The sequence below is a fragment of the Achromobacter sp. RW408 genome (genome assembly GCF_003184165.1).
GTDB classification, from domain to species: Bacteria; Pseudomonadota; Gammaproteobacteria; order Burkholderiales; family Burkholderiaceae_B; genus Achromobacter; species Achromobacter xylosoxidans.
Genome location: NZ_QHHO01000047.1, coordinates 320,570 through 333,170 on the forward strand (window position 1 = coordinate 320,570; position 12,601 = coordinate 333,170).

At 67.2% G+C, this 12,601-nt stretch carries 11 protein-coding genes; 8 read left to right on the top strand and 3 right to left on the bottom strand.

The window, feature by feature from the left end; genetic code table 11:
* The 3 genes from icmH to tssJ form a co-directional block, all read right to left on the bottom strand.
* Window positions 1-780, bottom strand: a complete 780-nt coding sequence (icmH, locus tag DK459_RS17615; protein WP_024069116.1) for a type IVB secretion system protein IcmH/DotU — start codon at window positions 778-780, stop codon at window positions 1-3.
* Between the two features lie 58 nt (window positions 781-838).
* Complete coding sequence (tssK, locus tag DK459_RS17620) at window positions 839-2,185, bottom strand: type VI secretion system baseplate subunit TssK (protein ID WP_026381994.1); 1,347 nt, start codon at window positions 2,183-2,185, stop codon at window positions 839-841.
* 77 nt (window positions 2,186-2,262) lie between these two features.
* A complete protein-coding gene (gene tssJ / locus DK459_RS17625) occupies window positions 2,263-2,838 on the bottom strand; it encodes a type VI secretion system lipoprotein TssJ (RefSeq protein WP_006384070.1) in 576 nt (191 codons plus the stop codon).
* Window positions 2,839-3,036: 198 nt separating this feature from the next.
* Between tssJ and DK459_RS17630 the strand changes: the two genes are divergently transcribed.
* The 8 genes from DK459_RS17630 to tssH all read left to right on the top strand — a co-directional run bounded on the left by DK459_RS17630 (window position 3,037) and on the right by tssH (window position 12,585).
* Window positions 3,037-3,750 (top strand): hypothetical protein, encoded by a 714-nt coding sequence (locus DK459_RS17630; RefSeq protein ID WP_233256820.1) that lies wholly within the window; start codon window positions 3,037-3,039, stop codon window positions 3,748-3,750.
* Between the two features lie 67 nt (window positions 3,751-3,817).
* A complete protein-coding gene (tssB, locus tag DK459_RS17635) occupies window positions 3,818-4,342 on the top strand; it encodes a type VI secretion system contractile sheath small subunit (protein ID WP_006384072.1) in 525 nt (174 codons plus the stop codon).
* Complete coding sequence (gene tssC / locus DK459_RS17640) at window positions 4,335-5,825, top strand: type VI secretion system contractile sheath large subunit (RefSeq protein WP_006384073.1); 1,491 nt, start codon at window positions 4,335-4,337, stop codon at window positions 5,823-5,825. The genes tssB and tssC overlap by 8 nt, the downstream gene beginning before the upstream one ends.
* 40 nt (window positions 5,826-5,865) lie before the next feature.
* On the top strand, window positions 5,866-6,369 hold the full coding sequence (locus DK459_RS17645) for a type VI secretion system tube protein Hcp (protein WP_006384074.1): 504 nt from the start codon (window positions 5,866-5,868) through the stop codon (window positions 6,367-6,369).
* 70 nt (window positions 6,370-6,439) lie between these two features.
* Window positions 6,440-6,925: a type VI secretion system baseplate subunit TssE gene (gene tssE, locus DK459_RS17650; RefSeq protein ID WP_006384075.1), complete on the top strand. Its 486-nt coding sequence runs from the start codon at window positions 6,440-6,442 to the stop codon at window positions 6,923-6,925.
* Between the two features lie 53 nt (window positions 6,926-6,978).
* On the top strand, window positions 6,979-8,817 hold the full coding sequence (gene tssF, locus DK459_RS17655) for a type VI secretion system baseplate subunit TssF (RefSeq protein ID WP_054449392.1): 1,839 nt from the start codon (window positions 6,979-6,981) through the stop codon (window positions 8,815-8,817).
* A complete protein-coding gene (gene tssG / locus DK459_RS17660; protein WP_188323891.1) occupies window positions 8,781-9,881 on the top strand; it encodes a type VI secretion system baseplate subunit TssG in 1,101 nt (366 codons plus the stop codon). Before tssF ends, tssG begins: the two co-directional genes overlap by 37 nt.
* Window positions 9,882-9,900: 19 nt before the next feature.
* On the top strand, window positions 9,901-12,585 hold the full coding sequence (gene tssH, locus DK459_RS17665; protein ID WP_070543159.1) for a type VI secretion system ATPase TssH: 2,685 nt from the start codon (window positions 9,901-9,903) through the stop codon (window positions 12,583-12,585).
* Window positions 12,586-12,601 lie beyond the last annotated feature (16 nt).

Sequence of the window (12,601 nt, forward strand, 5' to 3'; positions counted from 1 at the left end):
TCAGGGCAGCGAGATGGTCAGGTGGGCGGCGCGCGGGCCGAGCTTGACGATGTCGTGATACGGCGCCATGGCCGTCTGCATGTCGCCGTTCAGGAAATGCGCCATGCCCAGGTAGGCCAGCAGGCCCAGCAATGCGAACAGCGCGCCGATGCTCCACAGCGGCACGTCGCGCTTGAGCGTGTGGGCGATCTTGTCCGGCAGCGGCCAGTGCGGCGCGAAGCCGGCGCGCTTGCCGCGCAGCAGCGCGATCTCGTCGCCCAGGCGCGCGGTCAGGTAGCCCAGCTTTTCCTGGCCCTCGATCATGTACTTGCCCTGGAAGCCCAGCAGCAGGCACATGTAGAACACCTCCAGCGATTGCAGCCGCGGCGCGCCCTGGGCGCGCAGGTCCTCCAGGCGCGAGAAAAAGTTCTCGCCGGCCAGCTGCTCGCCGAACAGCGTCAGTTGCAGCGGTTGCAGCATCCAGGCGTCGCGGATCGAGAAGCCCGAATTCAGCACGGTTTCGTCGACCGCCGCGCAGAACGCATACTTGGTGGCGTAGACGTCCTCGGCCGGTATGTCGAGCTTCTTGGCGCTGCGCTCGAAGTCCGCCAGGAACTGCTGCACCCGCGCCGAGAACGACGCGGCGCTGGCCGGTTCCTGCCCGCTCTTGAGCAGGAACAGCATCAGGAAGCCGTCGTACAGCAGGTCCAGCAGTGACTTGGCGGGGCGCGATCCGTAGAAATCGGCGGCGCGCGGCGGGAGCGAGGCGGCGGGCATCAGAGAGGGCGCGGCGGTGTTCATGGCGGGCTCTGTCAGTGGATGTCGGGGTGGCGTCGGGAAGGGGCGGACAGGGCGCGCGTCAGCGGGTGACGGCGATCAGGTCCAGTTTCAGCTCGGGTATGCCGGACGGCGCGTAGATGGCAATGCTGCGCGCCTGCAGCATGCGGTCGTACAGCGAGCCGCGCGTCTGCAGGGTGAAATAGCAGGCGCCCGGCTTGACCGGCACGGCCGGCGGCACCTGTGGCGTGTAGGCCAGTTGCACGCCCGGCATGGCCGACAGCACCAGCTTCTCGACATCGTCCGGCGCGCCGACCTTGAAGCGCAGCGGCACCGTTTCGGCCAGCTCGCTGGCTGGCGTCGCCGCGGACACCGACAGGTACAGCGCGGTGGTCTCGTCGAGTTTGTCGGAATCGAGGCGGCCCACGTGGAACGAGGGGCGCAGCTCTTCCAGCACGATGGAGAAATAGCGCGTCGAGATCACGGTGTCGAGCAGGTCGCGCAGGATCGTGTCGAGCTGCGCGAAGGCCGCGCCGGGTTGCTCGTGGCGATACACCGGCAGGTCTGCCAGCGTGTGCACCTTAGAGAACGTCATCAGCGCGCCGGCCAGCCGCAGCATCTCCTGGAACAGGCGTTCCGGATGCAGCTGCGGGTTGTGGAACAGGTGCGACAGCGCCGAATAGGCTTCGTTGGCGGTGTGCAGCAGCCAGAACGAGGCCACGTCGCCCGAGCGGAACTCGATGATGTTCTTGTTCGGCTCGCGATGGAAACCGTACAGCGCATTGACCTTGGCCTGCAGCGCGTCCAGCAGGCGGCGCAACTGCTCGAACAGCGCGCCGCAGGCCTGCACCGTGAGGCTGGGCGCGATGAAGCCGGTGTCCAGCTCGTAACCGGCGCTGGCCGTGCGGCGCACGCGCGCCACCGGGATCGTCAGCAGCGCATCGCGCGGCTCGTGTTCGGACAGCAGCCGCACGTTCTTGCGCAGGAACGCCAGCTCGGCGGTGCTGGCATTGGTGTAGAGGTCGGGGGCGGGGCTGTCCTGGTGCGCGTAGCGGGCATCGAATCCCTGCGCCTGCTGCGCGTCGCGGTAGTTGCCGCCGATGTCCTTCATCGGATGCAGGGCCAGGTAGAACACGGCCTCGCTGGCGCCGTCCAGCCCGTCCAGCGCCACGGCGGGCGGCAGGTCGTCGTTGTGCGGCGCGTTGTAGATTTCGCCGTCGGGGAAGATCGCCGACAGTTCGGTGGCGCGCAACATGCCATTGGCGAGCGCGGCGGCGTCGAAACGCGCGGCGCGCAGGCCCCACGAATACGGATGCAGCGCGCGGCTCATTTCCGCCAGGCGGGCCTCATGGTAGGCGTCCTGGCGCTGAAAATGCTGGGGCCGCAGGAACAGGCCCTCTCCCCACAGGATCTTCGCTGAATAACTCACGTTGGCGGGCTCTCGTTATTGACTATCTATATATATGAAGAGGACGTTGCGGTGAACGCGCGCGGCTCGCGCCGGAATCAGTTCGGGCATTGCAGGGAACCGAGCCGGGACGGATCGAACGCGGGCATGCCCGGCGGCAGCACGATCTTGCCGGTGGCGACCGTCATGGCGCAGGCATGCGCGCCCAGGACGATGCCGGTGTCTTCGACTTCCTTGACCTCGAACACGTATTTCCAGCGCTGCGGCGCGGGCGCGTAAAACAAGGCGGCAACGGCGATGTACGCGGCGCCTTTCGGCACCTTTTCGACGTTCTCGAAACGCTGGCCTGGCGTCAGGGTGATTTCGCGCGACGCGATGAGACTGTCGCCCAATGCTGCCTTTTCCTGCGCAGTATCAACCAATTGAGTGAGCGGCGCGCGCTGAAATGCCTCGGCATTCTTCAAATAGTATGCTTTCGTAACGACGGCGGTTGGCTGGCCGCTGCTCGCATTCAAATTTTCTCCGGCATGTATCGCCAATTTCACATCGGTGGGCGCATTCGGGTCCTTTTTCAGGCCCGCCGCATCGAGCGCCGTGCCGGTGATTCCGGCGACCGCGCCAAGGGCGGAAACCGCCGCACAACCATTAATGACGGGCACTGCCGCGATGAGCATCGTGGCCGCCAAGCATCGCGATAAATTGAGATGTTTTGACATGGCTCTTTATACCGGATGATTGCGACAACATACAGATGACGGCACGTTGCACGACATTTCGACGCAAGTTACATGACGTAATCCTCTGTAGTGGTGTACTAACAAAAAGTTGTTGAAATACGCGGCCCTTGGTTACATCAGACACGTGCCCAAAAAATGCAACTTTCCCGGTATTTCCTCATAGGTGGCATGGTGGCGTTAATGGCCGGTTGTGCCACCACCAACAAGCCCCAGACGGACGCTGAATACAAGCAGTCGATCACCCAGGCCACCGAGACGCTGGCCAACAAGGGGGGCGACGAGGCCGTGGCCCAATTCCAGGAGATCGCGCAGCGCAACCCGTCGCGCGGCGAACCCTGGTCGTACATCGCCAAGATCCGCTTCGATGAGCAGAAATACGGGGAAGCGATCGTTGCCGCCGATGAGGCGCTGAATCGCGACTCGAACGACTTCACCGCCAAGACCGTGCGCGCCGTGGGCGGCCTGCGAGTCGCCATGCAATCGCTGGCCGACCTGCGCGCCGACGCGCTGCTGGCCGGCAACGCCCGCAGCGACGCGGTGGCGCTGGCCGCCGCCATGCGTGAAACGCTGGGCCAGGACGTGCTGTTCCCCGAGGGCCGCAAGCCGCCGCGCGGCGGCACGCGCCCGCCGCCCAAGCCACGCAACGACAGCGCGGCCGCCACGGGCACGCCCGCCGCGGGCACCCCCGCCACCGGTACGGCGGTGACCCCTTCGGCCGGCACGCCGGCCGCCAACGCCGGCGCCGCGGCCAAGCCGGCTCAATCCGGCGGCGCCACGCCGCCGGCCCAGACCTCTGCCCCTCCCGCGGGCCGCGCGCCGGATCCGTTCGGCAATCTCCTCAAACCCTGATCGGCCCGCCGGACCCGGCTGGCCGGGGCCGCTTGCCTTCGTCAATACGCATCCGCTTGGAGCCCCCATGGCTAAGAAAGAAAGCGTTCAGAAAAGACTCCAGAAAGTACGCCCGCCGCGCGTCCAGTTGACCTATGACGTCGAGAAGGGCGACGCGATCGAGCAGAAGGAACTGCCCTTCGTCGTGGGTGTGGTGGGCGACTTCAGCGCGCAGTCGGAAGCCGAGCTGCCGCGCCTGAAGGACCGCAAGTTCGTCAATATCGACGTCGACAACTTCGACGACGTGATGCGCGGCCTCGAGCCGCGCGCCGCGTACCGCGTGAAGAACCGCCTGACCGACGAGGGCGGCACCTTCGGCGTCGACCTGAAGTTCCGCTCGATCGAGGACTTCCGCCCCGAGGCCGTGGTGCAGCAGATCGAACCGCTCAAGGAATTGCTGGAGATCCGCACCAAGCTGGCCGACCTGCGCAACAAGCTGGCCGGCAACGACAAGCTGGAGGATCTGCTGGGCGAAGTGCTCAGCAGCACGGAAAAACTGCAGCAACTGACCAGCGAAGCCGGCAAGGACGGCAAGGGAGGCAGCAATGAGTAATTCCGCCGCCGCGCAAAACGCATCCGCCCCGGCCGCCGCCGACTCGGGCCTGCTCGACCAGATCGTCGAGCAGAGCCGGGTGGCCAAATCCACCGCCGAGCACGATCGCGCCAAGGACCTGATCGGCGAACTGGCGCGCGAAGTCATGAAGGGCACCGTGGTGGTGTCGGACAACCTGTCTGCCATGCTCGACGCCCGCGTGGCTGAGCTGGACCGCCTGATCTCGGCCCAGCTCAGCGAAGTCATGCACGGCGCCGAGTTCCAGAAGCTCGAAAGCACCTGGCGCGGCCTGCATTACCTGTGCCAGGAAAGCAATACCGGGCCGATGCTCAAGATCAAGGTGCTCAACGTCACCAAGCGCGACCTGGTGCGCGACTTCCAGACCGCCATCGACTTCGACCAGAGCCTGATGTTCAAGAAGGTCTACGAGGAAGAATTCGGCACCTTCGGCGGCTCGCCCTTTGGCGCGCTGCTGGGCAACTTCGAGATCACCCGCCAGCCCGAGGACATGTACTTCATCGAGCAGATGTCGCACGTGGCCGCGGCCTCGCACGCGCCGTTCATCGCCTCGGCCTCGCCCGAGCTGCTGGGCCTGGACAGCTTCGCCGACCTGGGCCGCCCGCGCGACCTGGCCAAGGTGTTCGACACGGTCGAATACACCAAGTGGCGCAGCTTCCGCGACTCCGAGGACTCGCGCTACGTCGGCCTGACCATGCCGCGCTTCCTGGGCCGCCTGCCGTACGACCCGAAAGAGGGCACCTCGGTGGAAGGCTTCAATTTCGTCGAGGACGTCGACGGCACCGACCATGCCAAGTACCTGTGGTGCAACGCCGCCTGGGCCTTCGGCGCGCGCCTGACCGCGGCCTTTGCCGACTTCGGCTGGTGCGCGGCGATCCGCGGCGTCGAAGGCGGCGGCCTGGTCGAGAACCTGCCGACCCACACCTTCAAGACCGACGATGGCGAGATCGCGCTCAAGTGTCCCACCGAAATCGCCATCACCGACCGGCGCGAGAAGGAACTGAGCGACCTGGGCCTGATCCCGCTGGTGCACTGCAAGAACTCCGACTACGCGGCGTTCTTCGGCGCGCAATCGGTGCAGAAGGCCAAGAAGTACAACACCGACAGCGCCAATGCCAACGCGGTGCTGTCGGCGCAGTTGCAGTACATCTTTTCGGTGTCGCGCGTGGCCCATTACCTGAAGGCCATGATGCGCGACAAGATCGGCAGTTTTGCGTCCGCGCAATCGGTCGAGAGTTTCCTGAACCGCTGGGTCTCGCAGTACGTGCTGCTGGACGACAACGCGAACCAGGAGCAGAAAGCGCAATTCCCCCTGCGGGAAGCATCGGTGCAGGTTGCCGAAGTGCCGGGTCGTCCTGGCGTGTTCCGGGCCGTGGCGTTCCTGCGGCCGCATTTCCAACTCGACGAGCTGTCGATTTCCCTGCGTCTGGTGGCGGAACTGCCCGCCCAGGCCCAGAAATCGTGATGACCGTCTGATCCAAAGCTATTAACCGGAGAGTACTTTAATGAAGGACATCTACGTCAAATTCGGCAATCCCGCGCTCAAGGGCGAGTCCCAGGACAAGGATCACCCGGACTGGATCGAAGTGGGCTCGTGGCGCCACGAGATCATCCAGCCGCGGTCGGCCACCGCCTCGACCTCGGGCGGCCACACCGCCGAGCGCACCGAGCATGGCGAAATGGTCTTCACCAAGGACCTGGACGTGGTCAGCCCGCTGCTCTACCAGCACGCTTCGGGCGGCACGACCTTTGACGAAGTGACCATCGACTTCCTGCGCGCCGACGGCGAAGGCAACCGCGTCAAGTACCTGGAAATCAAGCTCAAGTACGTGATCATCTCGCGCGTCGCGCCGGAAGTGGTCAGCGAAGGCCTGCCGCACGAATCGTTCTCGCTGAAGTACGCCGCGGTCCAGTGGAAGTACACGCAGCAGAAGGTCGGCGGCAACCAGGGCGGCAATTCCCAAGGCGCCTGGAGCCTGACCAAGAACGACAAGACCTACTCGGTCTGATCCCGACCGCGCGGCAAGGCGAAGGCCGCGGCTCGTCCCCGGGCCGCGGTTTTCCTGAAAGAGGTCCGTGATGAAGGGATTCGAACCCAGCCTGTTCGACAAGCTGTTCGACGGGGACGGCCCGGCGCCGCACGCGCTGCGGCGCCTGTCCGTCGAGGAAATCAAGGAAACCGTCGCGCGCGACATCGAGGCCCTGCTCAATACCCGCATGGTCTTCACCGAGGAGTCGCTCAAGCGCTATCCGAACTGCCAGCGGTCGATCCTGACCTACGGGTTGTCGGATTTCTCCGGGCTCAGCCTGGCCAGCCACTACGACCGGGAATTCATCTGCCGGTCGCTGGAGCAGGCCATCGCCCGCCACGAGCCGCGCTTGACGCACGTGCGCGTGGTGCTCCAGGTCGACAGCCGCGCCACCTCGGTGCTGTATTTCGCGATCACCGCGATGCTGGACGTCGGCCCGGCCCATGAGCCGGTGACGTTCGACGCGACCTTGCAGCCGTCGACGCTGCAGTATTCGGTCAGCAAGGGCTGGGCCAAGGCCGCGGCGGCCGCCTGACAACATCAACGCACGCGGGCGCCGGCGGCCAGCCGCCGGCGAGGAAGGGAAAGATGGAAGAACTGCTGCCGTATTACGAACGCGAGCTGGGGTTCCTGCGCGGCTCGTCGCGGGATTTCGCCCAGCGCTATCCGAAGATCGCCGCGCGCCTGGGGCTGTCGGGAGAGACCTGCGAGGATCCGCACGTCGAGCGGATGATCGAATCGTTCGCCCTGCTGGGCGCGCGCATCAACAAGAAGCTGGACGACGACTATCCGGAATTCACGGAAGCGTTGTTCGAAGTGATGTATCCGCATTACCTGCGGCCGTTTCCGGCGTGTTCGATCGCGCAGTTCGACATGGGCGGGGTGGCGGCCCAACTGACCGCGCCGGTGCGCGTGGCGCGGGGCACCGAATTGAAATCGCACGCCGTGCGCGGCGTGGCCTGCCGCTTCCGCACGGCCTACGACGTGACGCTGGCGCCGGTGGCCATCCGCCAGGCCACGTTCGCCTCGACCGCCAACGCGCCATCGGCCACGCAACTGCCGCCGGGCGTGACCGGCCGCCTGTCGCTGACGCTGGCCTGCCTGGCCGAAACGCAGAGCTTCGCCACCTTGGCCGTGGACCGCCTGCGGGTCTATCTGCATGGCGAGCCGTCGTTCGTGGCGGCGCTGCGCGACTGCCTGTTCCTGCGCACCGCGGCGGCCTACATCGAGACCCAACCCGGCCGCTGGAACCGGCTGTCGGACGTGCCGCTGGCCCAGGTGGGACTGGCCGAGGACGACGCGCTGATCGATTTTCCGGCCAGCTCGCATCCGGCCTACCGGCTGCTGGCCGAGTACTTCGTCTTTTCCGAAAAATTCAACTTCGTCGACATCGACCTGGCGGCGCTGCGGCGCGCGGTCGGGCCGCTGCGCGAATTCACGCTGCACCTGCCGGTCAAGGGGCTGCGCGCCGATTCGAATACCGCGCGCCTGCTGGAATCGGCCTCGGCCGACAACTTCCGGCTGGGCTGCACGCCGGTGATCAACCTGTTCGAGCAGCGCGCCGATCCCATCCGCGTCACGCATGCGGCGGCCTCCTATCCGGTGGTGGCCGATGCGCGCCGGGCCTACGGCTACGAGGTCTATTCCATCGACCGCGTGCGGCTGGTGCGGCAGAACGCGCAGGGCGATTCGGTGGTGGAGTTCCGGCCGTTCTATTCGCTGCACCACGGCGAGACGCCCGAGGGCGCCAGCCATTACTGGACCGCGCGGCGCGATTCGATGGTGGCCGAGCGCAGCCCGGGCTACGAAATGGAGATGTCCATCGTCGACATCGACTTCAATCCGGCCCTGCCGCAGACCGAAACGCTGAGCCTGGAGCTGACCTGCACCAATCGCGACCTGCCGTCGCACCTGGCGGTGGGCCAGCCGGGCGGCGACCTGTTCCTGGAAGGCGGCTCGGTGGCGCGCGAGATCCGCATGCTGCGCCGCCCGACCCATACGCACCGCTTCCAGCAGGGCCGCGCGGCGCACTGGCGCCTGATCTCGCACCTGGCGCTGAACCACCTGTCGCTGGTGCACAGCGGCCTGCCGGCGCTGAAGGAAACCCTGCGCCTGTACGACCTGTCGCACGCGGCGGTGGCCGCGCGCCAGATCGAAGGGCTGGTGGGGCTGGACTACAAGCCCGCCACCCACTGGATGCCGGGCGAGCCGTTCGCGACCTTCGTGCGCGGCATCGAGATCCGGCTGACGATCAATGAAGAAAACTTCGTGGGCACCAGCCTGCATGCCTTCGTGGCGGTGCTCAACCGCTTCTTCGGCCTTTACGTGCACGCCAACAGCTTCGTGCAGTTGGTGGTGCTGTCGCGCCGCGGCGCGGAAGAAATCCTACGGTGCCCCCCATGCAACGGCGACGCGATCCTAGCGTAATCGAATCGCTGCTGGCCGAGCCGCAGCGCTTCAAGTTCTTCCAGGCCGTGCGGGTGCTGGAACTGTGGTTCGCGCGCCAGGAAGGCACGCGCGCCAGGAATGCCGTGCCGGCGCACCTGCGCTTCGTCAACTCGTCGTCGCTGGGCTTTCCGGCCAGCGAGATCGCGGGGCTGACGGCCTTCGACAAGAACGGCCAGGCCCTGCACGACGCCGACGCGCGACTGGCGGCGCTGGCCGCCGGCACGCTGGGACGGGTGGAGATCGAGCCGGCCTTCTTCGGCCTGCTGGGCGGGCAGGGCGCCTTGCCGCTGCATTACTCCGAGATCCTCAGCCACCGCGAAAGCGCCACGCGCGACCGTGGCGCCCGCGCCTTCTTCGACATCTTCTCGAACCGGGCCGCGGCGCTGTTCTACGCGGCCTGGAAGAAGTACCGCATGCCGCTGCGGCACGAAACCGAACAGGACCATCACTACCTGCCGCTGCTGCTGGCGCTGGGCGGGGTAGGGCATCCGGCGCTGCGCGATCGCTTGCATGCCGGCGAGGGCCGCGTGTTCGACGAATCGCTGGCGCACTACGCGGCGGCGGCGCGGCAGCGGCCGGTGTCGGCCGCGTACCTGCAGCGGGTGCTGGCCGACTATTTCCAGGTGAGCTTGCGGGTCGAACAGTTCGTCGGCCGCTGGTACCACGTGCCGCCCGAAAACCGCACCCAGTTGGGCCGTCCCGGCGCGGTCCTGGGCGTGTCCGCCATGGCGGGCGAGCGCATCTGGCAGCGCGACCTGCGCATCCGGCTGTGGATCGGCCCGCTGTCCAGGTCGGCGTTCGCCGATTTCCTGCCCGGCGGCGCCCGCGCCCAGGCGCTGGAGAAACTGCTGACGATGTTCGGCGGGCTCAGCTTCGAATACGAGGTGCGGCTGGTGATGGCCAAGGAGGACGTCGCCGGCAGCGCGCTGGGCGGCGACGCCGAGGGCGGCGGCGCGCGCCTGGGCTGGAATTCCTTTCTCTGCACCGAACCGTCGGCGTCGGACCGCGACGACGCCAGCTACGAACTGCACACCATCCACTAAGAACAAGACAACCGAGAACATGGCCACTCCCCTGAAAACCCTGATCGGGAAACTGAACCAGACCTGCCGCCAGGCCGCCGAGCGCGCCGCCAGCCTGTGCATGGCGCAAGGCCACTACGAGGTGGACCTGGAGCACCTGTTCCTGGCGCTGCTGGAAAAGCCCGCCAGCGATTTCAGCATCGTGGCGCGCCGCAGCGGCATCGAGGCCTCGGTGCTGGAGGCCGACCTGAACGCCGAGATCCGCGGCTTCAAGAACGGCAATACCCGCACCCCGGTGTTTTCGCCGCATCTGCCGCGCCTGTTCGAGCATGCCTGGCTGATCGCCTCGCTGGACACGCAGACCACCCGCATCCGTTCCGGCCACCTGTTGCTGGCGCTGCTGACCGAGCCCGATCTGGCGGCGCTGGCGCGGCGCGGCTCGCGCCTGTTCGAGTCGTTCCGGCTGGAAGAGCTGAAGCACGACTTCGCGGCCCTGACGGCCGGCTCGGAAGAGGCCGGCCAGTCCGTCGCATTGGGCGATGACGCCGCGCAGGGCGAGGCCGCATCACCCGCGGCCGCGCTGTCCAAGACGCCGGCGCTGGACCAATACACCACCAACCTGACCGAGCGCGCCCGTGAAGGCAAGATCGATCCGGTGATCGGCCGCGATGCCGAGATCCGGCAGATGATCGACATCCTGACGCGGCGTCGCCAGAACAATCCCATCCTGACCGGCGAGGCCGGCGTCGGCAAGACCGCGGTGGTCGAAGGCCTGGCGCTGCGCATCGTGGCCGGCGACGTGCCGCCGGCGCTGGCCGGCGTGGCGCTGCGCACGCTGGACATGGGCCTTTTGCAGGCCGGCGCCAGCGTCAAGGGCGAGTTCGAGAACCGCCTGAAAAGCGTGATCGACGAGGTCAAGCAAAGCCCCACGCCCATCATCCTGTTCATCGACGAGGCCCATACCATGATCGGCGCGGGCGGGCAGGCCGGCCAGAACGATGCGGCCAACCTGCTCAAGCCGGCGCTGGCGCGCGGCGAACTGCGCACCATCGCCGCCACCACCTGGAGCGAATACAAGAAGTACTTCGAGAAGGACGCCGCGCTGGCGCGGCGCTTCCAGGTGGTCAAGGTGGAAGAACCCAGCGAGACGCTTGCCGCCAGCATGCTGCGCGGCATGGCGCCGCTGATGGAACAGCATTTCGGCGTGCGCATCCTGGACGAAGCGATTGTGGCCGCCGCCCGCCTGTCGCACCGCTACATCAGCGGCCGCCAATTGCCGGACAAGGCGGTCGGTGTGCTGGACACCGCCTGCGCCCGGGTGGCATTGGGCCGTAGCGCCACGCCGGCCCTGATCGACGACGCCCGCCACCGCCTGGCGCGCCAGGAAACCGAGCGCGCCGCCCTGCGCCGCGAGGCCGCCGCCGGCGCCGCGCAGTCGGCCCGCCTGCGCGAGCTGGACGAGGAGATGGCCGCCACCCGCCAGCAACTGGTCGACGCCGAAGCGCGCCTGGCCCAGGAAAGCGAGCTGGTGCGGCAGATCCACGCGCTGCGCGAGGAGCTGGAAGCCGCGGGCCAGGAGCCCGAGTCCGAAACCACCGGCAAGCGCCGCGGCGGCAAGGCCGCCGAGCCGACGCCCGCCCAGGCGCAACTGGCCGAGTTGCAGCAGCAACTGCGCGCCCTGCAGGGCGAGGCGCCGCTGGTGCCGGCCTACGTGGATGCGCAGGTGATCGCCGAGATCGTCTCGGCCTGGACCGGCATCCCGCTGGGCCGCATGGTCAACGACGAGATCCGCACCGTGCTGGAACTGCAGCCGCTGCTGGCCGAACGCGTGATCGGCCAGGACCACGCGCTGCACGCCATCGCCCAGCGCGTGCGCACCGCGCGCGCCGGCCTGGAAGACCCCAACAAGCCGAAGGGCGTGTTCCTGTTCGTCGGCCCCTCGGGCGTGGGCAAGACCGAAACCGCGCTGGCGGTGGCCGACATCCTGTACGGCGGCGAGCGCAAGCTGGTCACGATCAACATGAGCGAATACCAGGAGGCCCACAGCGTCTCGGGCCTGAAAGGCTCGCCGCCCGGCTACGTCGGCTACGGCGAAGGCGGCGTGCTGACCGAAGCCGTGCGGCGCCAGCCCTACAGCGTGGTGCTGCTGGACGAGATCGAGAAGGCCCATCCCGACGTGCTGGAGCTGTTCTTCCAGGTGTTCGACAAGGGCGTCATGGACGATGCCGAAGGGCGCGAGATCGACTTCCGCAACACGCTGATCATCCTGACCTCCAACGTCGGCTCGTCGACCATCATGCAGGCCTGCCTGAACAAGACCGCCGAGGAACGGCCGGATCCGGACGCCTTGCAGGAACTGCTGGCGCCGCAGCTGTACAAGGCCTTCAAGCCGGCCTTCCTGGGCCGCATGAAGACCATTGCCTACTACCCGGTGGATGACGACGCCCTGGCGCGCATCATCGGCCTGAAGCTGGCCCGCATCGCCGAGCGGGTGCAGGCCAACCACCGCGCCGTGTTCGATTGGGACGACGCGCTGGTCGAGGCCGTGCTGGCGCGCTGCACCGAGGTCGACACCGGCGCGCGCAACGTCGACCACATCCTGAACGGCACGCTGTTGCCGCAGATCGCCGAACAGGTGCTGGGCCGCATGGCGCAGGGCGAAGCGATCACGCGCATCCGCGTCACGGCCGGCAAGAACGGCGACTTCCGCTACCGCCTGACCTGAGCCAGGAGCCGCGATC